This window comes from Nitrososphaerota archaeon (assembly GCA_029785825.1).
Taxonomy (GTDB): Archaea; Thermoproteota; Nitrososphaeria; order Nitrososphaerales; family Gagatemarchaeaceae; genus UBA183.
On sequence record JAFLYY010000001.1, the window covers coordinates 1,114,265 to 1,141,241 of the forward strand.

At 58.3% G+C, this 26,977-nt stretch carries 32 protein-coding genes and 2 tRNA genes; 14 read left to right on the forward strand and 20 right to left on the reverse strand.

Annotated features, from left to right (window positions below):
- Nucleotides 1-3: 3 nt before the first annotated feature.
- A tRNA-Glu gene (locus tag JRN21_05835) sits at nucleotides 4-93 on the reverse strand.
- A gap of 81 nt (nucleotides 94-174) precedes the next feature.
- Nucleotides 175-402, reverse strand: a complete 228-nt coding sequence (locus JRN21_05840; protein ID MDG6988832.1) for a histone family protein — start codon at nucleotides 400-402, stop codon at nucleotides 175-177.
- A gap of 202 nt (nucleotides 403-604) precedes the next feature.
- Between JRN21_05840 and JRN21_05845 the strand changes: the two genes are divergently transcribed.
- The 5 genes from JRN21_05845 (at nucleotide 605) to JRN21_05865 (ending at nucleotide 3,090) form a co-directional block, all read left to right on the forward strand.
- On the forward strand, nucleotides 605-1,339 hold the full coding sequence (locus tag JRN21_05845; protein ID MDG6988833.1) for a TatD family hydrolase: 735 nt from the start codon (nucleotides 605-607) through the stop codon (nucleotides 1,337-1,339).
- A 62-nt stretch (nucleotides 1,340-1,401) separates the two neighbouring features.
- Nucleotides 1,402-1,581 carry a 30S ribosomal protein S17e gene (locus JRN21_05850; GenBank protein MDG6988834.1) on the forward strand — a complete coding sequence of 60 codons (180 nt, stop codon included), beginning with the start codon at nucleotides 1,402-1,404 and terminating at the stop codon, nucleotides 1,579-1,581.
- Between the two features lie 3 nt (nucleotides 1,582-1,584).
- Nucleotides 1,585-2,406: a ParB N-terminal domain-containing protein gene (locus tag JRN21_05855; GenBank protein MDG6988835.1), complete on the forward strand. Its 822-nt coding sequence runs from the start codon at nucleotides 1,585-1,587 to the stop codon at nucleotides 2,404-2,406.
- Nucleotides 2,403-2,660, forward strand: coding sequence for a hypothetical protein (locus JRN21_05860; GenBank protein ID MDG6988836.1), 258 nt, complete (start codon nucleotides 2,403-2,405; stop codon nucleotides 2,658-2,660). The genes JRN21_05855 and JRN21_05860 overlap by 4 nt, the downstream gene beginning before the upstream one ends.
- A 76-nt stretch (nucleotides 2,661-2,736) precedes the next feature.
- Complete coding sequence (locus tag JRN21_05865; protein ID MDG6988837.1) at nucleotides 2,737-3,090, forward strand: hypothetical protein; 354 nt, start codon at nucleotides 2,737-2,739, stop codon at nucleotides 3,088-3,090.
- Here JRN21_05865 and JRN21_05870 read toward each other — a convergent pair.
- Both JRN21_05870 and JRN21_05875 read right to left on the reverse strand, forming a co-directional pair.
- Nucleotides 3,087-3,479 carry a THUMP domain-containing protein gene (locus tag JRN21_05870; protein ID MDG6988838.1) on the reverse strand — a complete coding sequence of 131 codons (393 nt, stop codon included), beginning with the start codon at nucleotides 3,477-3,479 and terminating at the stop codon, nucleotides 3,087-3,089. The genes JRN21_05865 and JRN21_05870 overlap by 4 nt on opposite strands.
- Before the next feature lie 127 nt (nucleotides 3,480-3,606).
- On the reverse strand, nucleotides 3,607-4,200 hold the full coding sequence (locus JRN21_05875) for a threonylcarbamoyl-AMP synthase (protein ID MDG6988839.1): 594 nt from the start codon (nucleotides 4,198-4,200) through the stop codon (nucleotides 3,607-3,609).
- Between the two features lie 283 nt (nucleotides 4,201-4,483).
- Between JRN21_05875 and JRN21_05880 the strand changes: the two genes are divergently transcribed.
- From JRN21_05880 to JRN21_05895, 4 genes are all read left to right on the forward strand, one after another.
- Entirely contained in the window at nucleotides 4,484-5,146 is a 663-nt protein-coding gene (locus tag JRN21_05880; protein ID MDG6988840.1) for a triosephosphate isomerase, read from the forward strand.
- 60 nt (nucleotides 5,147-5,206) lie between these two features.
- Nucleotides 5,207-6,472, forward strand: a complete 1,266-nt coding sequence (locus JRN21_05885; GenBank protein ID MDG6988841.1) for a Glu/Leu/Phe/Val dehydrogenase — start codon at nucleotides 5,207-5,209, stop codon at nucleotides 6,470-6,472.
- Between the two features lie 201 nt (nucleotides 6,473-6,673).
- Complete coding sequence (locus JRN21_05890) at nucleotides 6,674-7,696, forward strand: ATP-dependent 6-phosphofructokinase (GenBank protein ID MDG6988842.1); 1,023 nt, start codon at nucleotides 6,674-6,676, stop codon at nucleotides 7,694-7,696.
- Nucleotides 7,697-7,834: 138 nt separating this feature from the next.
- Nucleotides 7,835-8,584: an aldolase gene (locus JRN21_05895; GenBank protein ID MDG6988843.1), complete on the forward strand. Its 750-nt coding sequence runs from the start codon at nucleotides 7,835-7,837 to the stop codon at nucleotides 8,582-8,584.
- 2 nt (nucleotides 8,585-8,586) lie between these two features.
- On the opposite strand, the gene JRN21_05900 is transcribed toward JRN21_05895, so the two are convergent.
- From JRN21_05900 to JRN21_05925, 6 genes are all read right to left on the reverse strand, one after another.
- Nucleotides 8,587-9,492: an ABC transporter permease gene (locus tag JRN21_05900; protein ID MDG6988844.1), complete on the reverse strand. Its 906-nt coding sequence runs from the start codon at nucleotides 9,490-9,492 to the stop codon at nucleotides 8,587-8,589.
- Nucleotides 9,493-9,577: 85 nt separating this feature from the next.
- Nucleotides 9,578-10,582, reverse strand: a complete 1,005-nt coding sequence (locus tag JRN21_05905; GenBank protein MDG6988845.1) for an ATP-binding cassette domain-containing protein — start codon at nucleotides 10,580-10,582, stop codon at nucleotides 9,578-9,580.
- Nucleotides 10,579-11,007 carry a PadR family transcriptional regulator gene (locus tag JRN21_05910; GenBank protein ID MDG6988846.1) on the reverse strand — a complete coding sequence of 143 codons (429 nt, stop codon included), beginning with the start codon at nucleotides 11,005-11,007 and terminating at the stop codon, nucleotides 10,579-10,581. Before JRN21_05910 ends, JRN21_05905 begins: the two co-directional genes overlap by 4 nt.
- An 86-nt stretch (nucleotides 11,008-11,093) precedes the next feature.
- Complete coding sequence (locus JRN21_05915) at nucleotides 11,094-11,456, reverse strand: ferredoxin (protein MDG6988847.1); 363 nt, start codon at nucleotides 11,454-11,456, stop codon at nucleotides 11,094-11,096.
- 183 nt (nucleotides 11,457-11,639) lie between these two features.
- Complete coding sequence (locus JRN21_05920; protein ID MDG6988848.1) at nucleotides 11,640-12,023, reverse strand: hypothetical protein; 384 nt, start codon at nucleotides 12,021-12,023, stop codon at nucleotides 11,640-11,642.
- A 70-nt stretch (nucleotides 12,024-12,093) separates the two neighbouring features.
- Nucleotides 12,094-12,456, reverse strand: a complete 363-nt coding sequence (locus tag JRN21_05925; GenBank protein MDG6988849.1) for a hypothetical protein — start codon at nucleotides 12,454-12,456, stop codon at nucleotides 12,094-12,096.
- A gap of 820 nt (nucleotides 12,457-13,276) precedes the next feature.
- Between JRN21_05925 and JRN21_05930 the strand changes: the two genes are divergently transcribed.
- Both JRN21_05930 and JRN21_05935 read left to right on the forward strand, forming a co-directional pair.
- Nucleotides 13,277-13,990, forward strand: a complete 714-nt coding sequence (locus JRN21_05930) for an FRG domain-containing protein (GenBank protein MDG6988850.1) — start codon at nucleotides 13,277-13,279, stop codon at nucleotides 13,988-13,990.
- Between the two features lie 2 nt (nucleotides 13,991-13,992).
- Nucleotides 13,993-15,081 carry a DUF262 domain-containing protein gene (locus tag JRN21_05935; protein MDG6988851.1) on the forward strand — a complete coding sequence of 363 codons (1,089 nt, stop codon included), beginning with the start codon at nucleotides 13,993-13,995 and terminating at the stop codon, nucleotides 15,079-15,081.
- Between the two features lie 4 nt (nucleotides 15,082-15,085).
- On the opposite strand, the gene JRN21_05940 is transcribed toward JRN21_05935, so the two are convergent.
- Complete coding sequence (locus JRN21_05940; protein MDG6988852.1) at nucleotides 15,086-15,349, reverse strand: hypothetical protein; 264 nt, start codon at nucleotides 15,347-15,349, stop codon at nucleotides 15,086-15,088.
- Between the two features lie 351 nt (nucleotides 15,350-15,700).
- Between JRN21_05940 and JRN21_05945 the strand changes: the two genes are divergently transcribed.
- Nucleotides 15,701-16,564 carry a hypothetical protein gene (locus JRN21_05945; protein ID MDG6988853.1) on the forward strand — a complete coding sequence of 288 codons (864 nt, stop codon included), beginning with the start codon at nucleotides 15,701-15,703 and terminating at the stop codon, nucleotides 16,562-16,564.
- Nucleotides 16,565-16,576: 12 nt separating this feature from the next.
- On the opposite strand, the gene JRN21_05950 is transcribed toward JRN21_05945, so the two are convergent.
- From JRN21_05950 to JRN21_05965, 4 genes are all read right to left on the reverse strand, one after another.
- Nucleotides 16,577-17,320: a hypothetical protein gene (locus tag JRN21_05950; GenBank protein ID MDG6988854.1), complete on the reverse strand. Its 744-nt coding sequence runs from the start codon at nucleotides 17,318-17,320 to the stop codon at nucleotides 16,577-16,579.
- 78 nt (nucleotides 17,321-17,398) lie between these two features.
- Nucleotides 17,399-17,995, reverse strand: a complete 597-nt coding sequence (locus JRN21_05955) for a DUF3800 domain-containing protein (GenBank protein MDG6988855.1) — start codon at nucleotides 17,993-17,995, stop codon at nucleotides 17,399-17,401.
- Between the two features lies 1 nt (nucleotide 17,996).
- Nucleotides 17,997-18,872, reverse strand: coding sequence for a hypothetical protein (locus JRN21_05960; GenBank protein ID MDG6988856.1), 876 nt, complete (start codon nucleotides 18,870-18,872; stop codon nucleotides 17,997-17,999).
- A gap of 2 nt (nucleotides 18,873-18,874) precedes the next feature.
- Nucleotides 18,875-20,005 carry a hypothetical protein gene (locus JRN21_05965; protein MDG6988857.1) on the reverse strand — a complete coding sequence of 377 codons (1,131 nt, stop codon included), beginning with the start codon at nucleotides 20,003-20,005 and terminating at the stop codon, nucleotides 18,875-18,877.
- A gap of 152 nt (nucleotides 20,006-20,157) precedes the next feature.
- Between JRN21_05965 and JRN21_05970 the strand changes: the two genes are divergently transcribed.
- Complete coding sequence (locus tag JRN21_05970) at nucleotides 20,158-20,319, forward strand: hypothetical protein (protein ID MDG6988858.1); 162 nt, start codon at nucleotides 20,158-20,160, stop codon at nucleotides 20,317-20,319.
- Nucleotides 20,319-21,626, forward strand: coding sequence for a hypothetical protein (locus JRN21_05975; protein ID MDG6988859.1), 1,308 nt, complete (start codon nucleotides 20,319-20,321; stop codon nucleotides 21,624-21,626). The genes JRN21_05970 and JRN21_05975 overlap by 1 nt, the downstream gene beginning before the upstream one ends.
- On the opposite strand, the gene JRN21_05980 is transcribed toward JRN21_05975, so the two are convergent.
- From JRN21_05980 to argS, 5 genes are all read right to left on the reverse strand, one after another.
- Nucleotides 21,604-22,431, reverse strand: a complete 828-nt coding sequence (locus JRN21_05980; GenBank protein ID MDG6988860.1) for a hypothetical protein — start codon at nucleotides 22,429-22,431, stop codon at nucleotides 21,604-21,606. The two genes, JRN21_05975 and JRN21_05980, sit on opposite strands and share 23 nt — an antisense overlap.
- A gap of 223 nt (nucleotides 22,432-22,654) precedes the next feature.
- Nucleotides 22,655-22,727 (reverse strand) — tRNA-Gln (locus JRN21_05985).
- 38 nt (nucleotides 22,728-22,765) lie between these two features.
- Nucleotides 22,766-23,896 (reverse strand): alanine--glyoxylate aminotransferase family protein, encoded by a 1,131-nt coding sequence (locus JRN21_05990; GenBank protein ID MDG6988861.1) that lies wholly within the window; start codon nucleotides 23,894-23,896, stop codon nucleotides 22,766-22,768.
- Nucleotides 23,897-23,943: 47 nt separating this feature from the next.
- A complete protein-coding gene (locus tag JRN21_05995) occupies nucleotides 23,944-24,579 on the reverse strand; it encodes an HAD-IB family phosphatase (GenBank protein ID MDG6988862.1) in 636 nt (211 codons plus the stop codon).
- Entirely contained in the window at nucleotides 24,576-26,474 is a 1,899-nt protein-coding gene (gene argS / locus JRN21_06000; GenBank protein ID MDG6988863.1) for an arginine--tRNA ligase, read from the reverse strand. Before argS ends, JRN21_05995 begins: the two co-directional genes overlap by 4 nt.
- Nucleotides 26,475-26,977 lie beyond the last annotated feature (503 nt).

Below are 26,977 nucleotides of genomic sequence, written 5' to 3' on the forward strand. Positions count from 1 at the left end.
GGATGCCCCGGGCGAGATTTGAACTCGCGTCGCTAGCTGTCTCCCAACTACGTCGAGAGGCTAACATGCTTGACCGGGCTACACCACCGGGGCTCGGCGTGCCCTCAGAGAGAGTGGATATAGTGATTTGCCCGTGAAAACCGCGAGTTTTCAGGCCCCAGGCGGGCCGATCCCCTATTGGTTCGGCTTCAGGATTTCTTCGGCTGCCAGCTTGATGTCTGAGGGCTTGACCGTCTTCCTCCCCGCGTGAGCGGCGAGGGTCACGGCCCTCTTCGATATCTGCACGCCCAGGGCTTCGAGCTCTGACCGGAGCTCGATGGCCGCGTCGTCCCCCACCCTTTCCGCCCCGGCCTTCTTTATCACCCGGTAGACGGCCGCAAGGCCGAACTCCGAACTGGACATACGCCCTCGCATTAGACGCGGTGTATTTAAAAACCTTTAGCCCCTTTCGCCCTCTCTCCGGTCTGTTTTCGGCCCCAGAGAGCCCAGGTTCGCCCCTATTCGAAAAATAGGGGGAAAAAATGCAGTCGGTCGTTCACACGTCCAGCTTTATGACGGAACGCCATAGCGTGGCCTGAAATACCCACCCGAGCCTAGGCAGGGTGTGCGTTTCGTCGATTCCCACCTCCACCTCGACTCCCCAGACGCGGAGAGGGTCGTCTCCTACGCCGAGGCCAGCGGGGCGGTCCTGCTCCCCTGCGGGGTCGACGAACGGTCTTCGGTCGCCCTCCTTCGCGCCGCTGCATCCCATAGGGGGCTGGAACCGTTCGTGGGGGTCCACCCATCCGAGGCGACGAAGTCAGGAGACTTAGGGTGGCTCGGAAGAGCGCTCGACGGGGCAGCGGGAGTCGGGGAGATCGGGCTCGACCCCTCCTACTCCCCCACTGGTCCGGGGAGCGACCAGCTGAAGGCGTTCGAGGCCCAGCTCGAAGCGGCTGAGAGGAGGGGGCTCCCGGTGCAGGTGCACTCGAGGGGGGCCGAAGCGCAGTCGGTGGAGGTCCTTGGGAGCTACAGGTTGAAAGGGGTCCTCATGCACTGGCTGGAAGCCGAGGACGCCCTCGGCTCGGTGATGCAGCGTGGGTGGTTCGTCTCATTCAGCCCTGCCCTGATCTATTCGAAGAGGGTCCAACGCGTCGCGAAGCGGTGCGACCCTTCGCTGGCGCTCACCGAGTCGGACAACCCCGTCCCCTATGCCCCCCTGGGAGGAGTCGGAGGCACCCCGCTCGTCCCATCTGTCGCTTTCAAGCTGGGGGAGCTGTGGGGGAAGCCCTTCCAGGAGGCCCTCTCCCTGACGTCAGGGAACGCGATGGGCTTCCTAGGACGGCTCTCGAAAGGTTAATGTTGGCACTCGGGCGGGCTTGACGGAAGTTGGACAGGACCAGGAGGCTTTCAGAGGAGATCATGCAGAGGCACCCCGAGGCCTTCGGCATCGACTTCGAAGCCAACAAGAAGGCTCTCGAGGAGATGGCGATTATCCCTTCCAAGCAGCTCCGCAACAGGATCGCCGGCTACATCACCAAGACTCGCCAGGGTGACGCTGAAGACAGCGAAGAGCCGGCCGTAGAAGAGTCGAAGGAGTAGGCCTTGGCCCTGGCGACGGCGGGCTTCTCCCTGGGGATCAGGGCCGTAAGCTCGCTCCGCCCCCACGAAGAGACCATCCCAACACACGTCAGGGACCTCGTCGCGGAGATGACCGGCGACGGCGTGCAGAAGGACCCCATCATCATAGACAGGGATACGGGGACGGTCCTCGACGGGATGCACAGGATGGCGGCGTTCAAGGAGATGGGAGAGGAGAACGCGGTCTGCTGTTCGGTCGAGTACAGCTCGAAGGCCATCACTCTCGGCCGATGGGCCAGATGCTACACGTTGAAAGAAGGCGACTCGGCGGCAGCCGCCGTCGCTGAGGCGGGAGACGCGAGGAGGACGTCCCTGGCGGAGGCGTTCTCAGCCCTGCAGAGGCGAGAAACGCTCCTCGCCGTTTTGACCTCGGACTCGGCCTACCTGATGGGGGGGCGCGGGACGCAGGACGAGGTCGGAGCGGCAATGGCCATCTTCGATGGGCGCTCGGAGAAGGAAGGGTGGCAGAGGCGGTTCGTCCCGGAAGACGACGTCGACGTCGAGCTCCAGGCGAAGAGGAGGATAGTGGTCATCCCGAGGAGGCTGACCAAGGACGACGTCGTCTCGGCAGCAAGGACCGGCAGGCTCTTCCCCTGCAAGACGTCCATGCATTTGATAGACCCCAGGCCGGTGGCCGTCCGGTTCCCTCTGGCAGAGCTGCGGTCCGCCACGACGGAGACCCTCAGGAAGAGGCTACCGGACGGCGGGGGGCGGTTGGCCCCGGCCGGTACGAACTACGACGGGAGAAGGTATAAGGAAAGGCTCCTCTTCCTGAACACGGAATGATCAGGGTGAAGTGCATGGGGCACATTGCCAGCGCCGTCGGTGCCGAGGAGGTGTCGCTCGCCGAAGGGGGGATCGAGGCGTCCGAAGTGGTGGAGAAGGTCCGTGCGCTGGCCGCGCTCCGAGACCCAGGGTTCACGAGGTACAATACGCTGGTCGTCGTCGAAGATGGGGAGGCGTTCGTGCCCGCAGGGAGGGCCGTGCTGATCCCTGACGGCGCGAGAGTCGCCTTGGTCCCCTACTCCCACGGCGGGTGACCACGACCTGGCCCGAGCGAAAGCATTCGTCTGCAGCGGTTCCCTCACCCCCGACCTGGCCAAGAGGGCCCTCAGCATGGAGAACCCCGGCTCGGTCGTCCAGGCGGTGGGCCGCGAAGCGGCAGACAACGAGTTCTTCGTCGAGATGCTGGCCGCCCAGACATTCGAGGCCATGTCGTCTGGGAGCATGCTCGCGAGGAAGCCCGAGATAGACCTCCTCCTGAGGCTCGCTGGGACGACCCAGATCAAGAAGGCCATAGAGACGCGGGGGGCGAGAGGCGGCGCCCCGTTCATCGCGATCGTCGCCGGTCTGGAGGACCCGAAGCGTCCTCCAGGGTTCTCTGGGGAGGAGCTTCCTAGCCGCAGGCTGAGCAGGGCCGAGCTGCACAAGATAGAGCGGGCGGCTCTCTTGGGAGCGGAACGCGGCTAGACTGCCCGCTTGAGCTTCTGGATGCTGACTATCTCGTCGGGAGAGATCACGGATATCCCAGAGTATTCCCCGAATATCTCCAGGAGGACTATCTTGTCAGGCGACTCCAGGTCGACCTTCCTGTCGACGGCGTCGGCGAGGGCGTCGATGAGCTGCTTGTCAGTGTATGGAGACTCCCTCGCTTCGATTGTTATCCTGAAAGTCTCCCCCGGCCCTATCCCTGCGGAGAGCTCCTTTACCGTCTTGACGATCTCCTCCACCTTCGTGTCCACCACCCGGTGGACGGGGATTATCCTGAGTATGTAGTGGACCCTGAACGGCTCGGAACGGACATATTCTGTGATGAACGAAATGAGGGCCTTCGGGTCCTCGACGTCCACCTCTATCACCCCGTCATAGGCGGACCTGTCTATGACCAGTTTCCTTATCCCGGAGAGCAGGGCGATCTCCTTGAACTCTGCGGAGGCTCTCGCCTCGAGCCCCTTGCCTGACGTGACTACGAGGTTCGTCCGCCCTTCACTTCGTTTCGACCCCGACCGGACCGGTTCTTAAGATTGTGACCACCCCACCGACCACTCTGACGACGGTGGACTCGGCTCCCGACGCCGGGCCCCCGTCGAGTATGAGGTCGACTGACGCCCCAAGCTGCCTGCGGGCTTCGTCGGCGCTCTTCGCCGAAGGCCTCCCCGAGATGTTCGCGCTCGTCCCGGTCAGCCACCCGCCGCAGGCCGAGATGAGCTCGAGGCATCCGGGATGGTTCGGGACCCTCACCCCGAGATATGGCCCCTGGCTCAGACGGTCCGGTACGCGCATCTTGAGAGGCGCCACGATTGTGAGCGCCCCCGGCCATCTCGCTTCCGCGAGCTGCCTGGCCTTCGAGTCGAGGTCGACTAGGTCTCTGGCCTTGTCGAGGGAGCTGCAGAGCACCGGGACGGCCTTCGCCTCCCTCCCCTTGGCCGCGAAGAGACGGTCGACGGCGCCCTCGTTGAAGGGGTCGCACCCCAGCCCGTAGACCGTGTCCGTCGGATAGACCACAAGCCCCCCGGCCCTGACGCTCTCCGCGGCCCTCGCGACCGACCTGACGTCCATTGGAAGGATGGCCGCGGCCAACGGCAATCGTTCGCCTGGAGTTTCTGTTAACCTTTGTTTTCCGGCGGAAAAAGCGGCGGACGAGTCTGAGACCGCGACGTTTAATAGGGCAATCTAAATCGGCGGGCGAGCATGTCCGAAGAGGACCAAGAACTTGACGAAGAGCTGGACGAGGACTTGGACGAAGACGGCTGGGAAGAGGACTCAGACGACGACGGGGCGTAGTGCGACCCCTGAGCCGGACAGCCATTCCTTCTACGCCACCCTTTAAGACACCCTGCAGCCGCTCGACACCGCACCTCCGTTGAGGACGATTATCGTAAACTGCAAGAACTACCCTGAGACGATGGGAGACGGCTCGCTGAGGCTGGCGGAAGCTGTGAAGGCCGCCGGGGAAGATCTGAGCGTGGAAGCGATCATCGCCCCTCCGCTCCCGATGCTCGCCCTGGTGGCAAGAACGGGGGCGAAGGTGTACAGCCAGGCCGTGGGAAGCGAGGTCGGAGACAAGACCACGGGAGCGGTGCTCCCAGAGGCCGCTAAGGCAGCCGGCGCCGTGGGGACCATACTGAACCACAGCGAGTCCAGGCTCCCCTTCTCGGAGCTGTCCGAGCTGGTCCCCAGGGTGCAAGGGATGAGGATGGGGGTCTGCCTCTGCGCCAGGACGACCAGAGAGGCGTCGGTGCTGGCCTCCCTCTCTCCGAGATATGTCGCCGTCGAGCCGCCGGGGCTCATAGGCAGCGGCATCGCCGTCTCCCGGGCGAAGCCCGGCCTCGTGCAGAAGACGGTGTCGGCTGTAAGGGAGTCCGGGTTCAAGGGAGGCATCCTGTGCGGTGCGGGGATAGTGTCAGGCGAGGACGTGAGGAGGGCCGTGGAGCTGGGGGCGGACGGGGTCCTGGTGGCGAGCAGCGTGGTGAAGGCGCAGGACTGGCGGTCCAAGGTGACGGAGCTCGCTGGTTCTCTGATGTGAGAACCGACGCTTCCTGTTATATAGAATATTAAAAAGGCCAAATTTGTGGCTCAGAAAGCAATGATGGAAGAAACCAATCAGGCTAAGCCTAACCCGTTCGAGAGCGCGACCCAGCAGCTGCGGAACGCCGCGGGGTACCTGAAGCTTGACGAAAACACGTTCCAGATCCTCTCCGCGCCGAAGAGGCAGCTCACGGTCTCACTCCCCGTCAGGATGGACAACGGGAGCGTCCACGTCTTTACCGGATACCGGGTTCAGTACAACGACGCCCGCGGCCCGTTCAAGGGCGGCATAAGATATCACCCCGGGGTCACCCTGGACGAGGTGAAGGCCCTTTCCGCGTGGATGACTTGGAAGACCAGCGTCGCTGACATCCCCTATGGGGGCGCCAAGGGAGGGATCATCTGCGACCCCAAACACATGTCTCAGCAGGAGCTCGAGAGGCTCACCCGCAGATACGCGGCAGCCATAGCGCCGTTCATCGGCCCGTACAAGGACATCCCGGCGCCCGACGTCTACACGAACGCCCAGACCATGGCGTGGATATTGGACACCTACAGCGCCCTCGAGGGGCACATGTCCCCCGGCGTTGTCACCGGGAAGCCCGTCCCGCTGGGCGGGTCGCTCGGCAGGGACAAGGCGACCGGCAGGGGCGCGGTCTTTTGCACGGTAGAAGCGGCCAAGGTGAACAAGATCGACCTGAAGAAGGCGACCTTCGCGGTCGAAGGCTTCGGGAACGCCGGCTCCAACTTTGCTGAGATCCTGCAGGGGTACGGTCCCAGGCTCATGGGAGCCAGCGACTCTCAGGGCGCGATCACGAGCAAGACGCCGATCGACGCGACCAAGCTCATCGCCTACAAGGAGAAGACCGGCTCGGTGGTCGGCTTCCCTGGGAGCCAGAAGGCGTCTGAGAAGGAGCTGCTGCAGATGGACGTCGACATACTCAGCCCGGCCGCCCTCGAGAACACCATCCTCCCAGAGATAGCGAAGGGGGTCAAGGCGAAGATAGTCACGGAGTGCGCGAACGGCCCCACTACGCCGGAGGCAGACAAGATCCTGCACGCCAACAAGGTCTTCGTCGTCCCGGACATCCTGGCCAACTCAGGCGGAGTGATCGTAAGCTACCTGGAGTGGGTTCAGAACCTCGAGAGGATCGGATGGACAGAGACAGAGGTCAACGACATGCTCCAGAAGAAGATCACAGGGGCCTTCGGAGACGTGCACGCAGCCAGCCTCAAGCACGATACAGACATGAGGACCGCCGCGATGATAGTCGCGGTCGGCAGGGTAGCCGACGCCGTCAGGACCCTCGGCATATTCCCATAGGGCAAAGCAAGGGCGCCTCCAGTCTTTGGCCGGACGCGCGGCTCCCACCGTTCGGCCCGGAGATACTGCGGCTGCCGACGGAGGCTGGGCTCGGGACTTGCCGCCTTCGCACGGCCCTGCCCTGCGAGGGAGTCGGCAGGCTCTTACGCCGGAGCGGAGTGCCCGTTATTAACGGGCGTTCTGGTTCCCCGACGAGGAAGCATGAAGATCGGGATTCTGAGCGGCGGAGGAGACTGCGGCGGGATCAACGCTCTGATCAGGGCCGCCGTGCACCGGGGGGAGGAGTACGGCTATGAGATGGTGGGCATCCGGAGGGGATGGGCAGGGCTGGTCGAGCCCGACACCTTTCACCTAGCCTACGAAGCCGTCGAAGACATAGTATCGGAGGGAGGGACGGTCCTCCTGACGAGCAGGACGAACCCCTACAAGAAGGAGGGAGGCCCGGAGCTTGTCATGAAGAACGTGAAGAGACTGGGCCTCGACGCGCTCTTGGTGATCGGCGGAGAAGACACCCAGGGGGTCGCCCACAGGCTGGCGTCCGCCGGCCTCAAGTTCGTGGCGGCGCCGAAGACCATGGACAACGACCTCTCCGAGACCGACGTGACCTTCGGATTCGATTCGGCGGTGAACGTCGCCGTCGAGGCCATCGACAGGGTGAGGACGACCGGGGAGTCGCACGAGAGGGTCATGGTGGTCGAGGTGATGGGAAGAGACGCAGGCTGGGTGGCGGTCCACGCGGGGATCGCCTGCGGGGCTCATGTGGTCCTCGCCCCGGAGGAGCCGGTGGACCTGGACGAGGTATGTTCGGTCCTCGATCGGAGGAAGAACGCAGGGAAGAGGTTCTCGCTGATAGTGGCTGCCGAGGGGGCCAGACTTGCCAACGCCTCGCAGTCGACGGTCGGCCAGAGGCTCGACCAGTTCGGGCACCCCATCCTGGGAGGGATCGGGGCGCTCCTCGCCTCCGAAGTGACCAAGAGGACGGGGCTGGAGGCCAGGGAGGTAGTCCTGGGGCACCTGGTGCGCGGGGGCCCCCCTTCGGCCTTCGACAGGGTCTATGCGACCAGGCTCGGCGCTGCGGCAGTGGACCTGATAAGGGAAGGGAGGTCTGACGTCATGGTCGCCCTTCACGGGGACGAGGTAGTCCAGGTCCCGGTCGAGAAGGCGCTGAGACCGAAGAACGTGAGCACGGGCCTCCTGAAGCTTGCGCAGTCCTTCGGCCGCTAGACTCGCCGACAGGACGAGGCATGCACCGGAGGTCAAGTTCCTAGAGGTTGTATGGTATCGTCCCCTGTCGGCCGCGGGGAGGGGCTCGGACCTGGCGAGGGTGGCATCGTTAAATACGCCGGACGAGGTTCGGGTTTCATGAGACACGAGCGGATGGCCCCGTTCCTGAAGGACGGGAAGAGCATGCTCCTGGCCTACGACCAGGGGTTGGAGCACGGCCCATCGAAGGACTTCGACGACAGGAACATAGACCCCGCCTTCATCATGGACATCGCGTCCAAGGGAGGGTTCTGCGGGGTGATCTTCCAGAAGGGGGTCGCTGAAAGGTACTACGACGGGAAGGTGCCGCTGATGATAAAGCTGAACGGGAAGAGCAGCCTCCCAAAGGGGGAACCGATCTCGAGCCAGGTCTGCAGCGTCGAACAGGCGGTCTCGCTGGGGGCGAAGGGGGTCGGCTACACCATCTATCTCGGCAGCGAGCGGGAAGCCAAGATGTTATCGGAGTTCGGCAGGATTCAGGAGGAGGCCCACGAGAGGGGGCTCCCTGCGGTCGCGTGGATCTACCCGCGAGGAGAGTCCGTCCAGAACGACACTTCGAAGGAGATCGTCGCCTACGCGGCGAGAGCGGGGCTGGAGATAGGAGCAGACGCCGTGAAAATCAAGTACACGGGCGACCCCGCGACGTTCTCCTGGGCCGTCAAGGCGGCTGCGGGGGTCAAGGTGTTCATGAGCGGGGGTCCGAAGGCGCCGACCGACGAGGGCTTCCTGCAGCAGGTCCGCGGGGTCATGCAGGCGGGGGGGACGGGGGTCGCGGTCGGGCGGAACGTCTGGCAGAATCAAGACCCGCTCGCTATCGCCGAGAAGCTCGGGAAAGTCATCTTCGGCTGATTTTAGTTCGACAGAAGCCGCCAGGACAGGACTATCCCAAGCGCCGAGAGGACCAGTGCGAAACCGGCGAGGACGCTGAAGTCGACCCAGAGAGGCGCCAGGACATGGTACCCCGCGGCGGCTGCCGAAGCGGACCCTGAGCCTAGCAGCATCTGTCTCACCCCGTCAACGGCGTAGCTCACGGGATTGTATTTCACCACGGACTGGAGCCAGGATGGCATTATGGCGACCGGGAGCATGGCGTTGCTGGCGAAGAGGAGAGGGAGGTTGAGGAGGTTGATTATGGCCATCTGAGTCTGCCAGTCGCTGGACCTGAGAGCGAGCATGACGAAAAGCGAAGAGAGCCCGAAGGACATCAGGAACAGTATCACGAACGACCCTCCTATGGTGAGCACGCTGAAGTGTGAGGTGTCCATCTGGACCCCGCCCACGCTTCCCAGGACGACCGCGATGACGAGGACTATCGCCGCCTGGATGAGGGACCGCACCGTGCTCTGGGCGATCTTCGCGACCACGATGGCTCCCCGCCCGACCGGGGTGCTCAGCGCCTTGTTCATGAACCCGAATCTCCTGTCCCAGACCACTGACATACCTGAGAAAGCCGCAGTGAACAGGATGATGAAGGCCAGCATCCCGGCGGCGAGGTAAGAGAAGTAGCTGCTGGTGCCAAAGGTGCCGAGGTTGAGGGCGCTCGCTTCGGCCGGTGTCACCCCCGGGAGGCTCGTGAAGATCTTACCGATATTGAAGGCGAGGCCAAACAGGCCGAGCCAGACCACGGGCTGGACCAGGGATATGATCAGCTGGATGGGGTTCTTGTACCACTTCACCAGGTCCCTGTTGGTAAGCGCCCACAGGCCGTGGAGGGGGCTCTTGTTGAGCTTGGGAGCCGCCCGGAACGACCTTTCCATCTCCCGTTCCTTCCGCTCCTCCTCTATCACCTGCTCTTGCGTCGTGACCGTGGACCTTGCCGGGACGTCCTCTGCCACCTTCATGTCACCTGCGGGCCCTCATCATGGTCACCCTCTGCTTGAACGCGTCCATCTTGCCGGCTTCCTCCTCCCTGATGCTGCGCCCGGTGAACTCCAGGTAGGCTTCGTCCAGGGTGGGCTTGGTGAGCGATATCTTGGTCACGTGCAGTCCCTTTGACCTGATCAGGTCGATGACCTTGATTGAGGACTCCTCGCCTGCCTCCGACTTTATCCTGTATTCATGGTCGGTCTTCTTGACGTCCTTCACCAGCGGTATCTTCTTGATGTCGTCCGAGATGTCCGGGCCCGCCTCAGCCACCCCGACCACGATGACGTCTCCGCCGATGCTGGCCTTCAGCTCGTCCGGGGTCCCTATCTTTATGATGTGGCCATGGTCGACGATGGCTATCCTGTCGCAGAGGGAGTCGGCTTCCTCGAGATAGTGGGTGGTGAGGAAGAGCGTCATCCGGTAGTCTTCCTTGAGCATCCTGATGTACTTCCAGACTGCCGCCCTAGTCTGAACGTCGAGTCCCAGGGTCGGCTCGTCCAGGAAGAGGAGCTTCGGGTAGTTTATCAGACCGCTCGCAAGCTCGAGCCTCCGCCTCATCCCGCCGGAGTAGGTGCTCACCTTCCTGTCAGCCGCGTCCTCGAGCTCCACGAGCCTGAGGAGTTCCATGGCGTGCGGCTTCGAGTTGCTCCTTGGTATCCCGTAGAGGTCCGCGCAGAGGATGATGTTCTGCAGCCCCGTCAGGTCTTCATCCGCGGTGTACTCCTGGGGGACGACCCCCACCCTCCTCCTCACCTCGTTGGGATGCTTGTGGATGTCGAGGCCGTCCACGGTCGCAGTCCCCCCGGACGCCCGGAGCAGAGTGGTGAGCATGCTGATTGTGGTGGTCTTGCCTGCGCCATTGGGTCCCAAGAACCCGAATATCTCCCCCTCGTATATCTCGAAAGAGACGCCGTCGACCGCCTTCAGGCTCCCGAAGGACTTCGAGAGACCTTCTACCTTGACGATTGTCTGCTGGCTCATAGGCTCTTCTCCAGCCTGGATACCCTCGTTGCGAGCTCCCTAATCTGTTTGGCGCTGGCGGCGAGCTTCTCGTCCTTCGACTGGGCGAGGTCTTCGAGATATGAAAGGTTGTTCGAGATCTCTCCGAGGGTCCCCTCCACGGATCTCGGCTCGATTCGGCTCGCCTTGGCGGGCCAGTCCGCCTCGGCCCTCCCCTGCGGAGTAATCTCATACTTGTTGTCCGTCTTGCGCTTCTTTACCAGCCCCTCCTCGGCCATCTGTTGGAGCATAGGGTACACCGAACCAGGCGAGGGCCTCCACCACCCCCTGCTCCCTGACTCCATGGCATCCATGATCTCAGCACCGTTCATCGGCTGCTTGGTAACTATCATGAGGATCCACGTCCTGAGGCCCCTGTGGGCGCGTTTCGTCCAGTCCATCCACATATCGGTAATCCTATATCGGTTTTCCGAGTCAGTAGTTAAACCTTGCTCAGCGGTGCTCGCTGGACGGTCTGGGAGGCGCGGTGCCCCTAGCCGCCCTTGACGATGTAGTCCCCAGTCTCGGAGTCCCTAAGGTAGATGGCCCTCCACGGGCATGACTCGGCCGCCCGCTTCAGTCTCTCGAGCTCGACGAGGGTCTCATCTGCGTCCGCGATCCCCAGGGGCTCGCTTCCGATCTGCCTCCGTTCCAGGGAGAAGTGCTCAGGCGCCAGGACCGCGCAGAACCCCGTCCCGAGGCACAGGTCTTCGACGATGCCTGCCTTCACTTTCTTCCCCTCGATGGTCACTATCTCTATCTCTCCACGCTTCTGGAGGTTGGCCTTTCTGATGTCAGGGTTGCGCACTACGGCGTCGGAGATGGACTCCCCGTGCCGCTTGGCGTTGAGGAGCATCTTGTACGCCTTCTCGGTAAGCTCCACGTTCTGGCTCATACCCTAAATCCGCGCGACCGGTATTTCTCTGCAATCCCTAATCCGGATGCATTCCCGCTGCACCCCCGGCGGCGGCCGAGGCGTTCCTGGCGAAGACGAACGGCGTTAGAGGCCCTTCATCTCGAAACTGGCGCCGTAGTCGGACTACGCCTGACCAGCCTTCCCCCGGCAGCGTTGGCAGAACCTCTCGCTGCCCGTCATCCGCTGGACGTAGAAAGCATCCCCGTTTGCACAGATGAAGAGGGCCGCCCTGTCAGGGTCCTCGCTCTTGGCTCGCCTGTAGTTCTGCGTCCAGTACGCCTCCGTTAGGACCAGGTCGTCTCTCTCGCTTTTGATGCCCAGGTCCCACGCATAGCGCTTTGCCACCCTGACGTCCGCGTCCACTACCTCCTGGGTACCCTGGAGCGCTTTCTGCACGAACCCCTTGAGCTGACCGGCATCGGGTTCCCTCCCGTACCTTATCATCCGCGAAACATACCTACCGGGACAGACATGAACGCCGATCGTCCCTCCCTCGACGTACTCCATGGCTGCCTTGCCGCCACAGTGGGAGCACTTCGCCTCAGTGGCGAGCAGCGTCCGGGCCGTGTCCGCGGAGCTATTTTGCAGTGGCTCCACCCTGGAAGTAGGGGCTGTTCAGGAGGTTGGCTACGGCACGCCTCGTCAGTTCCACCCCTTCCGAGTAGCCGGTAAGGACGTGACGGATAGTCCCATCCTGCATCTCAAGGAACACCTGAGGTATCAGATAGTCCTCCGACCAGTCTCCGTACTTCCGGACGAGGTCGTCTGCGATCTTCTCCTGGTCAGGATTGTCGATGTCGTAGTCGTGGAAGTCAAGCCCTAGCCTGTTCGCGGCATCCCTTGCAGGCTCGACTGTGGTTGGGTGGCAGTGCGGGCACCAGGTCGCATGCACGACGTGGACTCCCTTGACCTGCTCCGCTCGGTCTTTCGATTCTTGCATGTCTCTGGCGGGCGCTGCGTTCATTTAAAATTGACTGCGTCAGGCTGGAGGCTGGGGTCGCAGTGGGGCCAGGGGAGGGAAAACAGCCTGGCTCGGGACCTGTTTGATAGCCCAGCCAGTGGCTGCTGCTGGTTAGGGGGGTCCAGAAGGCGAGAGGATGACTCGGTTCGGCCCCCATGGAGTGGCCAATGGTTCGAGACGGAAGGGATGACTCTGCAAAGCAAATCCGTTGTCAGAACTCGTAATGTTACAATCGTTCCGACTTGGCTAGATGACTCCAGCTTGGATAACGCGAGTTCCCGTTCGACTCCCGTGTGCCTCGGCGTTTGGTATTCAGCGCCTCCGACGGCCAGCAGTCGAAACGCGGCTTGATTCGTCAGACAGGATAGCGAAGCTTGAAGTCGAGGTAGCGACAGTGAAAAGAGAGAATTAGTTGGAATTTGCCAGCACCCGAGCAGTTCGGTTAATGCCCAGTTTACCAGTGAGCCATCTTAGGGGGTGAAGAAAGTAACCCGGCTAGGCTACTGCCGTCTTAGTTCCATAGCTTTTTTGGCTAAGCGAGGAAATTGCAGGCGTCAGAAGAGGAATCGAGGATTTATTCATAGCAGTGGCAATGATTTTCAGTCGCCAAGACAGATGCATGCAATCATTTCAGGTTTCTAGGACATCCAAGTTGGAATTCGAACCTATTCATCCCAGACACTTCGGACGCGACTACACCTTCGTGGCAACCCGCTTAATAGAGTGAAACCCTATAAATTCAGCATAAACATGACAGACGGCAGGTCTCTTGCGATTTCCCGATAGAACGATTAGGTCGGTGAATGATCTGACATCTTACCTTGAAAGCGATAGCAGGACGTTCTCAGGGCCGGTCTGGTATCGAGGCCAGTCTGATCTCCAGTGGAATTTGAAACCATCAATCTATAGGCTGAAGAAGAGCATAAACGAGATGGACCTTCTGAAACGCTTCAAACTCAACGCCACTATGCTCCTTGATGGCCTCCCAGACAGACCATACGAATGGCTTTTCGTTATGAGACATTATTCCGTCCCAACACGCCTCCTGGATTGGACGGAAAGTCCTCTAGTTGCAGCCTACTTCGCGGCGAGAAGACGAAGAAAGGCAGGGGCAATATGGGTCTTGTCTCCAATAAGCCTGAATAAGCAGGAAGGTCGTTCGTTTACCAACATCGACACAAGCCTCCCTTCGTTCGGAGAAGACCCAGGAATCGTGAACCAATACGCACCTTCGAGTGAGTTTGAGACTCAACCGGGAGCACTCCCTCCCCTCGCAATTAGCGCCCCTCGAAACAATCAGCGCATGCAAGCTCAACTGGGCACCTACACTATTCACCATCTTCGGAAGACACCTATTGAAAGAGTGGGGGACGCTACGCACGTATGGCGTTTTATAATTCCAGGATCGTACAAGAAGAAAATAATGAAAGAGCTTCGGACTCTTGGGATAACGCAATTCCAGATGTTCCCCGAGTTAGAGAGTATCGGAAGGGCGATAGCAGAAGAGGTCTAGAATTGGCTCATCTGAAGATATACCCAATGGGAAACTCCGCCATCCTGACTATCAACTACCTACGTAATTCAATCGATGTCAGCCCACCATACCAACGAAATAGTGACATCTGGACCCGCGAGAAGAGACAGTTGCTGATTGACTCGATTTTGAACAATTTCGACGTCCCAAAGATATACTTCCACTTGCTCAGCAAGCCCCGCATCCTTGCCTCTGGCAAGGCGGCTTCATACGCCATAATTGATGGTAAACAGCGACTGGAGTCGATTTGGAAATTCCTTGATGGAGAATTTCCTCTAGCCAGTGACTTCAAGTTCAGGTCGAACCCCTCGCTCAAGGTCAAGGGGATGTCTTACGCCAAGATGTCCTTGAAGTACCCAGAACTGAAAGTCGCCTTTGACGGTTTCAATCTTCCTGTTTGGATAGTCGACACCGACGACGTCGAGCTCATAGAAGAGATGTTTTCAAGGCTTAACGAAGCAGTGCCTCTAAGCTCTGCTGAGAAGCGTAACGCCCTGGGGGGCGTCATGGTCAAAGCAATAAAGAAAGTCTCCACTCACAGGTTCTTTGAACGGAAAGTCAGGATTACCAACAGAAGATATCAACACTTGGAGGTTGCCATTAGGCTTCTCTTTCTCGAGTATACCATTCAGAGACGTAACAAGGTCATAGACACCAAGAAGTTATACCTCGACCAGTTTGTCAAGTCGTATAAGGGAAAAGTCAGGAGGCCGCGTTCAACTGATTTGGTGAGAGACGTGACGAAAATCTTGGATGTGATGCTTGACTACTTTACAACCAGAGATAGGCTCTTAAGATCCCAGGCTGACGTTCCAATCTACTACCTCCTATTCAGGTACGCACTAAAACAGAAAAGGCTCGGGAAGCTCAGCAGGAAGGGCTTGCTCCGCTTCGAGACACTCGTAGCGGAGAACCGAGAGCTTGCAGAATCAGACATTACCAAGGCAGATTTCGACTTGCTGGAATTCGACCGAATGTCAATCCAAGGGACCAACGATGCGAGCTCAATCAAGGAACGCCTGAGAATCATGGCTGAGTACTTCCGTCTCAAACGAATATACATCAAGTAGACCCTCAGCCTACGAAGTCGTGACTCTCTCTCTCGAACGCCCAGGCCCTTGGCTGAACCTCCCTAAGTTGTGCCTTGAACCAGAGCCTGCAGTCACCGCAGACGGTAGTCAGGAGAGTGGGACTTGCCGCGTAGATCCACCTCTCGCCCTCGGGGACCTCGAACTTCCTCTCCATGCACGGTCTCGTCATCTTCAGGTAGCAGATAGTCGGTTCCACAGGCAACGAAGCCGTCGCACGTTCCGCCTCGACTTCGCGTTTGTGGGCCACCTGCTTCGCTTGGTCACCCCTTTGCTGTTCTTTCTGGAGCCTACGGCAATCTCCGCAGACAATCCGGACCTCTGGACCGCCAGGGGTTTCTACGTCATAGATCCAGACGTCATCGGGCCGGGCAATTAACCGACGCTTGACGCAAGCCTCGGCCGCACCAAGATCGCAATACCACATTCTCCTGCGGCGGGACGGGGATGCCCGCTTGCCCAACTGTAGGGCCATCGGTCGACTTGCTTTAGGGATTGTGCTACCAAACTGTATTGCCTTTGGCGTGAAATAGGCTATGCTTCAGTAGCCGAGTCATGGTCTCATACCCACTTTAAAAATCAGCCACGTAGCGATTCGGTGATGAAAGACCCCGAAGGTGGTTCCAGAGTCCCGTTCTTCTGGCGGACCCCCAGATTGCTACTGATTATGCTGATTTCTCCTCTACTAACTACCGCAGCCGGTTCTCTTTTGTTGTTAGGAATCGGGAAAGGAGGCGGTCTAGTGTCATTTTATGCGGCAGTCGTAGTCTTGCTCGGCGAGCCTTTGGCGGAGGGGATCCTGCTCTTGCGTTCTGCTAGCAGTGTACAGGTCGAGATTGGCGAGAAAATTGCCTCGGATCTCCTTCATAGGCTGGGAAGGTTGAGTGGTATGAAATTGGGGGTTATCCTAATGGCGATAGCGATGATCCTGCTCGTTGTCATCCCTGAGGATGCGGCAATAGTCTCGAGTTCGACGGCCTCGGCGAATGCATACGCCGTCTCAATCTTCTATGTAGGAGGCCTCCTATTGATTGTCATGCCTTTCATGATTTGGAGCCCAAAGCACTGGTTCTTGCTTAGGGTGAACTTGTCCGGAGTGGTCGATGAGACCGTGAATGTGAGGACAGCACTAAAAGACGCCGTAGAAGCATTCAGTAGCTCCCTTTGGGCTTTGAGGGGGAGCAGAATCTCTAACGCGGCAATCGTCCGACTTGAACTCATTCCCCGAAACGACATTCGTGGCTTGGCACTGAAGCTACAGTACGCGGCGAAGAAAGAGGACTCGGAGTCATTCGTAAGCACTATCGCTTCTGCGACTGCCTTGAATCCAAATCAAGTCTTGGAACGAATGACTTGGCAAGACTATGCGGATCAAGTGGCGAAACTGACGCCCTTCGTCGTCGCGGTTGTTGCTTTCGTAGTAGTTCTGATAGAATTTCCGCACTACATTCCGTCTGTCGGTTAACACCTCAAGGATTCAGCCTTCCGTCCGGAATACCATAGGAACCTCAGCATACTGATTTGATTCGAACCCTGCCTGGATAGACCCCTCATAGAGTCTCCCTTCAGCGTCGTTCGCTTTGATATGCACTGCCAGATTTTGGAGGCCGCGGAAGCCACCAGTGTTTCCGCAGTTGTACTCGATATGCTGATTCCTGGCTAACTCCAAGGGTTTCATCACCATCCATTCCTCTCGGAACCTATACGAGACCTCAATGCTGGCATTACCCCCTACATTCCATGCCACCAAATAGTAATCCCTCCAGAATACCTTCGTCTGGCGTGACCTGACATTTACCAAGAACTTCGGGCGGAGGAGAGCCACGTGTTCGGCCTTGTCTCTCTCCTGTAGGAGCAGGAGTTCCTCGGTCTTTCCAGCCATGCTCGCCATATGCCGCTCTATCTTGGAGAGGCTCTCTACAGATTTGACGGTGGCTTCAGAGACAGCCTTTAGTTCCCTGGTCACTGATTCCAGCGTTCGGACGAACGCTTCGATTTGCCGTTCGGTGCTCCTTTGCAACTCCCTGTTGCTCGTCACCATGATGAGATATAGGGCAAGGATCGTCATCGTGGTTGTGCCCAAGGTGAGCAGGAGGAAGCTGGGCCAGAGAGGGCTTGTAATTCCGAACACGAGAAGAGCGAGGGCGTACAAACACCAAGCTCTCTTCAGCGTCACTTTCTGACGCAGTGCCTCCGCAATACGTTTCGGCACCCCTTCCAACGCATACCGTGTTACTCTTGCTCGGTTTAAGGCGTCCTCTCCGCATATGGCTATTGCGCTACCAAAGCTGTTCCCTGGTTAGTCGACCTTCCTGGTCCTGCTGTTGTGCCCCCTAGCCTCGAGAATCCTGTAGTACAGGTATTCATCATTGACCAGCCTAGAACGTACAGCCCCAGCAACGAAGTCCGCTGCTTGGACACACCTATCGGACGAAGAATCCTGCTGCCTCACGGACCTGATTTTCACTGCTTCAGATTCGAACGCCTGCATTCGTGCCTTGAAATCCTCGAACAATTGTCTTCTTGCCCCTGCATCCCAAACGAATTGGAGCGTGTTGGAATCGCTCACGTTGGGGATTGTTGATGCGATAATCTCTCTGGCTGAAGTTTGAAGAATCCTCTCTAAAGGGTCGACAACATTCCTGTCACTATGATAGAAAACCGATCCAGTGAAGAGTGCCTTTTCAACGATTATGTTCAGGACCCGGGTCTTGGTCTCCTTTGTTGAGTTGGCGAACTTCAATTCGGCCGAGGACCTGCCTAGATCACGAGCCACGGTGTCCAACTTCGTACTAAGGGCCGCGACCAATCCTGATTGAATTGCAAGGAATCCGACCACGACCTTCGGTGGCCTTAGGTCTCCTGATTCATCGATGAATATCTGCCAATGAACCATTTCATCTCACCTTGAACAAGAATTCCTCGCTCGAATATGCAGGTTGCACTTCGAACCCATCAGACCTCCGGGCGAGTGAGACAATTTGCTCGTGGGTAACATACGATGTGGGCAGTATTTTCTCGTTGATGAGATAGAGTGCCCCGATGGTGGAAGCGAACTCGATTCCTTTGAGAGAGACGAATGCGACGTTCAACCAATTGGCAAGAGTCGATTCGGGGAGAGGCAGTGGGCGGCGGCCAGTAAAAGAAAACGCCATGGTAGAGAAGTAATCGACTGGCAATCTCTTGAACGAGTAAGAATGGAAAGCCTCTGCAAAGCCTCGTTTCTCCTGAGGTTTGAGCCCCAGTCCGTTGAGCAACCGCCATCTCGCACGTCCGTTGTGCAGAAGCGTCCTAGGACTGAGCTCCCTTGGAACGGGTGGCTCAATGAGTCTAAGGTCGTCTCCCGCGTGTTGCCACATCTCTTCCCAAGCTCGTGCAGAGCTATCGCCGATTTCCTTTGTCTGCACAATGCTGTACCTTGAGATTCCTCTCAAGAATGGTACTAGGAAAGACCTGTCTCTTTGGAGCAGCAGGGCCAAAGTTGTGTATAACGGAGGTCCCTTTTCATCTTGCCACAGTCTTAGAAACGCCCGTCCTGCTCCAACTGATATCGTCCAATTCTCTTCTATCAGACCAAGTTCCCTTGCTAGACTGAAGTGAGGTTCAGGTGCTCTCCTTCCTCCAGGGGGTGAACTTGATGCTCTGAATAGTTCCCAAGCATAGTCCTTGTTTCCTGGACTTTTTGAGACGGCCTCTATCGCAGTGTGAAGCTTTGAGAGATTTCCCGCCGTTTCGATGATATAACGCATAAAGGCGACAGTCATGCCTTCCACGGTCAGATAGACTTCTTTACAAGAACAGAATCGAGTACCGGTGCTTGGTCAAGAATGGCGACAGACATTACATTATCCATCAGCTCCATCGCTTCCTTGGGTCTAAGTGCAACAGTTAGACCCTGGTCTTTGAGCAGCTTGACCTTATTGATTATGAGTGAAATTGCCTCCTCCGAGAACGGATAACTTGCAGCCGTAATCGAATCCTTGGTCTTGGTTTTTGCCTTTAGGGCGGCTTCCTTTGCGTCGAAGTTCGACTCTCGCCGGTATCGAATCACTTCGTAGATGAATGAACCGAGCTCCTCCTCCGTGTACTCATCGAATGTGATGAAGTTAGTAGCTCCAATCCTTCTTCGAACTGTCTCATTAGTCAAGACATACGGAGCTTCCTCGATTGTCCTGCCAGTGAGTGCAAAGACCGTGCCCATTGGTCCGCCCTCTCCCACAAGGTCCCTGATTGCTTCAGTGAAGGAATTCAAGCTGTCTCCGACCAAGGGTCTTGTAAGTTCGAACTCGTCAATTAGCAGGATGACGGGTTTCCTGCGAAGTTCACGGTGCAGAGAGAATAGGCCCTGAAGCACAGACACCTGATCTTGTGGACCGAGTGGGTTATTCCAAACTTCCAGGTCGTCTTCCTCTGTTCTAGTAAGCTTCTCTCCGTTGAGGAACCTCCAAAGCATGTTCCAAGAACCAAGCCCTTTCTGGACCACGTTCGCCAAGTCCTTCCCAAGCGTCGATTCAAGGCTCAGGTTTATTCCCTTGTGGTCTGCTGTCCAAGATTCCAGTCCTACACCGGCACTCTCGAGAGCTTCGTCGAGAAGTTGTTTCACCTTTTCGCGGCCGTACGCCGCAAGAATAGAGCGGTACAGTTCCAAGAAGGTGCTACGCCGGTGGAGAGGAGGGGTCTCGACGTACAAGCATGATGCGTCGTGTAGGTTGTATTCAATGAATCGAAGCAATTGTGTCTTACCGATTCCAAGAAGTCCATAGAAGACGTAGTGAGGGGATCGCTCAATGGCCAGCTTTCCCTTGATCATCCTGACGTAGTCCTTCGCATTCGAACTTCTTACGAGAAAAACAGATCCGTCCTTCTTTGGGTCTAGAAGAAAGGAGTTCTTTTTGAGCCCGTACAATGCATTGACCTACGAACAACGAATGACGAACGGCACAGTATAAGGTTTCCTTCGAAGACTTTCTGTCACTCGGGGAGACCTGGGCGGTACTATCGGATACTTTACTACGTTCCTGGTCATATACGATTTATTATATACTGCAGGATTCCAAGTTGAGCGGGGACTTGGGGCAGAAGAAGGTCACATCAATCAAGGTTGACGAGGATCTCTGGGGGGAGTTCAAAATTGAAGCAATACGGAGGAAGACCTCCGTGGCGGAGCTCCTTGACGACACAATTCGGAAGGAGCTTGGGAAGGAAGAGGAGTCGGCTTAATGACCGGCACGTCACAGGGACAGACTACCCTCACGGAGTCCTACGAGAAGGATTGGACGATGGCGAAGGAGAACGACCAGGAGGGCATCCACAGTATTCACATCTATCCCGCCCGAATGGTCCCCCAGGTGATTAGAGATCTAATCAAACTCTACGGTCAAACGGGCGAACCGCTTGGCGATTTCTACGTCGGGTCGGGGACAGTGGGGGTCGAAGCTCTCAAGCTCGGCTATGACGTGGTACTGTCAGATATCAACCCACTCGCACAACTTCTCACGCGTGTAAAGTGTCACTATATCGAACCACCCAGGCTTGAAAGCGTCCTCGAGAGGATTAGGAAGAACTTTGAAATCGCGAAAGTGACGGAGGAAGAAGTCGCACGGGTCAAGGAGGAGATTCCCAATGTCGACTATTGGTTCAAGCCAAATGTAATCAAAGACCTGTACGCTTTAAGGCGAGAAGTTTTTGCGACCCGTGACGAAGAGATCCGCGACTTCTTCAAGGTCTGTTTTTCATTGACTGTCAGGAAAGCGAGTAATATCAGAACAAGAGAGTTCAAGCTCTACAGGCGATCAGACAAGAATCTTAGGACCTATGCCCCCAATGTCCAGAAGATTTTCATTGCGTCCGCCTCGAGGGCCATTCGCGGAATGCCCTCAATCAAGGGCATCAGAGGAAAAGCGACCATTCTGAAAGAAGACGCGAGGCACACGGGACTAATGCCGGGCTCACTGGGGACAATTGTCACGAGCCCCCCATATGGTGATAGCTCGACCACTGTTGCCTACGGGCAGTTCTCGAAGTATCCCCTTCTGTGGTTAGGATATGACGTCGACAAAGTGAAGGACATTGACAAGGTCTCTCTTGGAGGCAAAACCAGCGGTGACGGAGACGTGGCAAATGTCCTGAGCAAATCACCCTCGCTTACAGAGGTGAAAGAGAGGGTGGGGGCCCGTGACCTTGAAAGAAGCGTGGTTCTAACGCGATTCTTCAGGGACTACGACGATGGCCTGAAGGAGATGCGGAGAGTGCTGAAAGATGAGAGGAAGTGTGTGATCATCATAGGCAACAGAACCATGCGTGGGGTGAAGATACCCACGATTCAAATAACTAGGGAATTGGCCGAAGCTGGCTGGACAATCAACGGGAAGCCTAAGAAGTTCGAGTGCCTGGAAATCAGAGAAAGAACCATCTATCAGAAACGGATGCCTTATGTTGGAACACCCCAAGGTAGGAAAGATGCAAAGTTATGGGAGCCTTGCGACCTGATAATGAATGAAGCGATTATCGTCCTAAGGTCAATCTAACGCCTTCTTGCTTGAAGTCCCCGAGATCACTCGGAAGATCTGAGAGCTTCCTTACCCATGGCATAGGATTTAGTGCGTCTGTCTCCTTGACATCGTCTCTGACGTAAACAATGAGATTGTGCTTCTTGAGCCTATTAGCCTTCTTCTCGCCGAGTCTCTTGTCGATTGTCAGAATGTATCCTCTTCTACCTCCGGAGGCGATTCCGACGTTCGCCCACCACCTCTCGGCGAGAGTATGTTGGCAGGCCATGAAAATCGCTTTGTCCGGAGTGGCTCTAGCTGTCTTGACATCGGGGACCACCAGATCAGTGTGACCAAGTTCTGCCTCCACCTCCCCTTTGGCCCTTTGGCACGGGATATCGATTCGGTTAAGGAGCCTAAGAACGATTTCCTGGAAGGACTCTCCCGCTCGTTTCTTTCGCATCTGTACAACAGTAGTTTGGAACTGCCTGATTAGAGGGAAGGAGTCCCTGACCACTTCTCTTACGACATCCTTGAGGGTGTTTGAAAGCGACCCTTCTCCATCGATAGCCCCGACGAGGGCAGCTCTGTGCATCTTCTGGATTTGCGACCCGTAAGCGTCCATCCAGGCGACAACAAGTTCAGGAAAAGCTTTCGCTTCTGACTCCATGAAGCTAGCGTAATTTGCCTCCTCGACATCTAGGATGGCTCTGCAAAAGTTTCTACTCACGAAACTGTTTGTCAGCTTGTCATCCAGTTCGTTGAAGGCAGCGTCTAGCATCTTTGGCCACGGAGGGAAGGAGGCTTTCGCCTTCGCCAAAATCTGAACCTCGGTCGCCTTCAAACATCCATGGGGGAGTCCAATTTGCTTTTGAACCCTTGCTACTTGACTGAACAGAACCCTTGATTCCAATCAGAATCAGGGTACCAAAGCTCACGCCTGAAGGCCGCCCATGATTCGCCTGCCTGGCATATTTTGTTTGTGATACCAATTTGGTAGTCGGAATCTGATATCGGTAGCCTACGGAGCTTGAAATATACTCTAATTAAGAAAAGAAGCTCAAAAATAGCCCGGCTAGGATTCGAACCTAGGTCGAAGGCTCCAGAGGCCCCCATCCTTGACCACTAGACGACCGGGCTGCGAATGAAGGTTTGATTTCAGTGGCGATAAAAGGGTTCTATGCCCTTCTCGACGTTGCAGGGACGCGACCCGGAGCGACGCCAAGCTCTTCCATTACCGACCCCATCTGGTCAAGGGACCGCCTCAGGACATCGGGGCGCAGGATACCGAAGTGACCGATCCGGATCATCCTGTCCTTGTCGTCATATATCCCCCTCGAGACCATTACATGGTGCTCCTCCTCCAGCGTCCTCTGGATTGGCCCCGCCTTCCCCTCTTCCACCCAGAACGAGGTGACCGTGTCCGCCCTGTGGCCCTCCTCGGCCACTAGCCTCTGGCCCCACTCGGCGACCTTGTCCCTGGCAATCTCGCCGAGCTTCTTGTGGCGAGCCCACCTGTTCTCTATCCCCTCCTCCTTGACCTCCGCCAGCGCCTCCCTCAGCGCCTGGAGGACCTGGGTCGCAGGGGTGGCAAGGTACATCTTGGGGTCTTCCATCACGGGTTTCCAGCGCGTCAGGTCCATGTAGTAGGACTCGATCGGCGCCTTCCTCTTCTCCATGTGCTCGATGGCGCCCTTCGAGACCGCCAGGAGGACCGCTCCCGGCGCCCCTGCCAGCGCCTTCTGCGAAGCCGTGAAGACGATGTCCGCTCCCAGCCTGTCGAAGTCCAGGGGGACACCCCCGATGGCGCAGACGGAGTCGACGACCGAAAGGACCCCAGCCTTCTGGCACTCCTCCACCAGCTCCGTGACGGTGTTCGACACAGAGCTCGAGGTGTCCACGTGCGTGATGAATACGACGGAGTACTTCGACTTCCGGAGCTTCTTCCTGAGCGAGTCAGGGTCTGCCCCCTTCCCTTCTGGGAACTCCAGCTTGTCCGCCTTGGCCCCGTGAATCTGGTTCAGCAAGAGCATCCTGCGACCGAAGTAGCCGTTCGTCAGGGTCAGGGTCCTGTCCCCATGGGCCACAAGGCTTACGACCGAGGACTCCATCCCTATCGTCCCCGAGCCTGTGAAGACGAACTGCACCCCCTTCTGGTTCTTGAAGACGTACCTCGCAAGGGATACGGTATCCTTGAACATCGAATAGAACTCGGCCCCTACGTGCGGGAGCTGCGGCGCAGCCATGGCGTCCCGTACCCGCTTGGAGAGGTTGGTTGGCCCCGGAATCAGAAGAAGACTGTCTCCCACGTCAGACCCGCCTTCCCCGACCACTCGGACGGGTAAAAACCCTCTCCCTAGGGGATATGGTCGAGGACCTGGGTGAGCGTGTCGATGTGGATTATCTCCGGGTCGGGGACTCTGGTGGTATGCGCGAGCATGAAGCCGAGCCTGGCGGACTTCAAGAAGGCGAGGTCGTATATCGTGTCCCCTACTGCGATGGTGCTCTTCGGACCGATTTTCAGCCTCCTTAGGAGCTTCGCGTAGGCGAGGTCCTTCCGGGTGGGGTCGACCCTCCCAACCCCCATAGGCTGCAGCACGCCGCGCCTGTCGAACCTCAGGCTGTTGGCCACCCAGTGGTCGATCTTTAGCGTCTCGGCGACATCCTTGGCCAGTATGTCGATCCCCGAGGTCACCAGCGCGGTCTTCAACCCGCGGGCCCTGAGGTCCTCGAAGAGCCCGGGAGCCTCGTCCCGTATCTTGTATCCGGAGAGTATCGTCTCGATCTGCTTCCTGGTGGTCCCCTTCGGCCAGCAGGAGATGTCCCTCCGCATGAACTCGTTGTAGCCAATCTTCCCTTCGGAGTAAAGCTTCAGCGACTCGGCGCCCAGGTGTTCCGTGCCGAACGCCTTGTGGATGGCGACCCAGCTGCTGTTGTGCTCCAGCACGGTCCCGTCGAGGTCGAAGGCTGCGAGCCTTATGCCTTGGTTCAAATCCTGTCTCTGACCGGGACCCCTATGAGCCTCATCGCCTCTGCCAGGACCTGGCTCGAGGCGTCCACCAGCGCCAGGCGGGCGTCCCGCAGCTCGGGGTCGGGCTCCTGGTTGACCGGGACGCTCTCGTAGAAATTGTTGAAGGCGACCGCGAGCTCGTGTGCGTACCGGACCACCTCCTTCGGGGAAAGGAACTCCCCGGTGTCGTTGGCGCTTATGTCGAGCATGGACATCTTCTTCCCCAGCGCCTTCTCCTGCGGCTTCGTGAGCTTGGCCGCCGATTCGGCGTCTATCCGGGGCTTCCCCTCCGTCTTGCCGAGGATCCGCCTTGCCCTGGCATAGGTGTACATCAGATAGGGACCCGTGTCCCCCTGGAACTGAAGGGCGTCCTCCAGGTCGAAGACTATCATCTTGTCGGGGTCCTGCTTAAGCAGCTCGTACCTGAGCGCGGCTACGGCTACGGCCTCGGCCACGTCTGAGACCCATCCCTCGGCCTCGGAGAGGTTCCTCTTCTTTGTCTCGACCTTCGCCCTCTCCTTCAGCTTGTCGAGCACCGTGTCAGCGTTCACGTACAACCCCTTCCTCCCAGACATATGTGCGAACTCTCCCTCAATCTCGAACCCGAGCTGGGAGGCCGTCTTCTTCGACAGCGAAACCACCTCGTAGCTCCTGTGGAGGTACCTCCTGGAAGCGCCCTCTCTGAACTCGTCGAGCACCTTCGCGACTATCCTTTGGAGGTAGCTCTGCCGGGTGTCGATGACCGACACCGCCAGGTCCGCCCCACCGAACCGGACTTTTCCCTTCTTGCCGTCCAGGGTAGTCGAATAGAGGACCCCTCCCGGCTGGTCCTTGGAGTACTCCTCATAGCCGAAGGGGTCGCCTATGACCCCCACCTTCCAGGCCGCGTAGGGGATGTCTTTGGCGACGTACACCGCTGTCCCGTCCGACCTCACCACGACCTTCTCTTCTCCCGTGTCGGGGTCGGGGATCACCCAACACCCCTTGTTCTCCCCCTCGGTCTGGAACTTCACGTACTTCATCTTCTTCAGCGACTCGAAGATCTTCTCCCACATCCCCGAGTGCACGATTTGAGACTCCCAGTTCAGGAGGTCGTAGGAGGCGCCCAGCCTCCAGCAGGTGGAGAGCTGCGCGGCCAGGATCTTCTTCACTATCTTCCGGGTGTACTCGGCTATCTCCCCGTCTCCCTTCTCGATCTCCCTGAGGACGAGGGATTGCTTTGCCTTGAGGGACGGGTCTTGCTCGTAGGCTTTCGTGACCTTGGTGTAGACCTGGTCGCCGCAGTAGACGTCGTACTTTACGCCTGGCGGCGCCTCGTCGGGGAAGCCCATGAACTTGAACCCCACTACTATGTCCGCCACCTGGGCCCCGGAGTCGTCCACGTAGTTCAGAGCCTGGACCTGCTGCCCCAGGTACCGCATCACCCTGACCAGGGAGTCCCCGAGGACCAGGTTGCGGACGTGGCCGATGTGAAGGGCCTTGTTCGGGTTGACGTTCGTGTGCTCGATCGCGACCACCTCTCCCCGCTCCCTCACGGCGCCCAAGTCCTTCGACGAGGTGATGCTCGCAATGCTGTCGGCCATAAACCGCGGATAGCTCAGGCTGAAGTTGACGTACCCCCCCTTGTGAGGGACGACGGCCCCGATGTACTGTGACTTCTTCGCGAGTTCCATGGCCCTCGAGCCGATCTCTACGGCGATGTCCCCAGGCTTCTTCCCCGTCTCCTTAGCCAGCCGTATCGGGACCGCGCTTGCCAGGTCCCCGTATGAGTCGTTGGGGGGGAGGTCGACGTCAGCCACCGCTTTCTTGTAGCCCAGGTCGTACAGGGCGTCGGCAAGCACCTCCTCGACCTCAGCCTGGAACTCTAGGAACTTCAACTGTCGGCGGACCGCCGCCCTGTGCGATAAAAGCTCTCGTCGGGGACGTCTCTTGGGTCGCGCTCGGATGGAACGGTGCGATGCAGGGCCCCTTAGGGGGAGCGGGCCCTCTGCTCCTCGTGGCAAGTGAGTCAGGCGACCTCTCTGTCCTCGACCGTGGCGAGCGCGGGCCAAACGAGGTTCGTTCCGAGCTGCCCCAAGACGAGCGGGGTGGGACTCCCGCCCGACGAGTTTGAGGCCGGGACGGCAGTCCAGCGACAATTCACCCTTGCCTGAACTCGAACTCGCAAAAGTCGTCTCCGCGCGCCTACAAGCGTTCCTTCGTAGGCCTGTGGATTTCGCTCCTAAAGCGGAGAAAAGCGGGAACGAAGCGGGCCAGGCACCAGAGCCTCGTCCGGTTCTTCGCTGGAGGTATCTCCTGAGGCTACGTTCCCAAAGTTAGATCACGAAATGGTCGGGCTTTATGACCGGGGCTGTGCCTCAGTACCCCCTGAAGCGCTCAC

Bases quoted from the DNA above. Each gene is read 5' to 3' on its own strand.
- JRN21_05915 (MDG6988847.1), bottom strand. From the start codon at position 11,456: ATGCTCCTCAACGCCAAGCGGCACGGGGAGTCCATCTCCGACGCCGTA.
- JRN21_05850 (MDG6988834.1), top strand. From the start codon at position 1,402: ATGCAGAGGCACCCCGAGGCCTTCGGCATCGACTTCGAAGCCAACAAG.
- JRN21_05885 (MDG6988841.1), top strand. From the start codon at position 5,207: ATGATGGAAGAAACCAATCAGGCTAAGCCTAACCCGTTCGAGAGCGCG.
- JRN21_05920 (MDG6988848.1), bottom strand. From the start codon at position 12,023: ATGGAGTACGTCGAGGGAGGGACGATCGGCGTTCATGTCTGTCCCGGT.
- JRN21_05890 (MDG6988842.1), top strand. From the start codon at position 6,674: ATGAAGATCGGGATTCTGAGCGGCGGAGGAGACTGCGGCGGGATCAAC.
- JRN21_05840 (MDG6988832.1), bottom strand. From the start codon at position 402: ATGTCCAGTTCGGAGTTCGGCCTTGCGGCCGTCTACCGGGTGATAAAG.
- JRN21_05975 (MDG6988859.1), top strand. From the start codon at position 20,319: ATGACCGGCACGTCACAGGGACAGACTACCCTCACGGAGTCCTACGAG.
- JRN21_05895 (MDG6988843.1), top strand. From the start codon at position 7,835: ATGAGACACGAGCGGATGGCCCCGTTCCTGAAGGACGGGAAGAGCATG.
- JRN21_05865 (MDG6988837.1), top strand. From the start codon at position 2,737: ATGGAGAACCCCGGCTCGGTCGTCCAGGCGGTGGGCCGCGAAGCGGCA.
- JRN21_05955 (MDG6988855.1), bottom strand. From the start codon at position 17,995: ATGGTTCATTGGCAGATATTCATCGATGAATCAGGAGACCTAAGGCCA.
- JRN21_05900 (MDG6988844.1), bottom strand. From the start codon at position 9,492: ATGGAAAGGTCGTTCCGGGCGGCTCCCAAGCTCAACAAGAGCCCCCTC.
- JRN21_05910 (MDG6988846.1), bottom strand. From the start codon at position 11,007: ATGTGGATGGACTGGACGAAACGCGCCCACAGGGGCCTCAGGACGTGG.
- JRN21_05925 (MDG6988849.1), bottom strand. From the start codon at position 12,456: ATGCAAGAATCGAAAGACCGAGCGGAGCAGGTCAAGGGAGTCCACGTC.
- JRN21_05860 (MDG6988836.1), top strand. From the start codon at position 2,403: ATGATCAGGGTGAAGTGCATGGGGCACATTGCCAGCGCCGTCGGTGCC.
- JRN21_05905 (MDG6988845.1), bottom strand. From the start codon at position 10,582: ATGAGCCAGCAGACAATCGTCAAGGTAGAAGGTCTCTCGAAGTCCTTC.
- JRN21_05945 (MDG6988853.1), top strand. From the start codon at position 15,701: ATGAAAGACCCCGAAGGTGGTTCCAGAGTCCCGTTCTTCTGGCGGACC.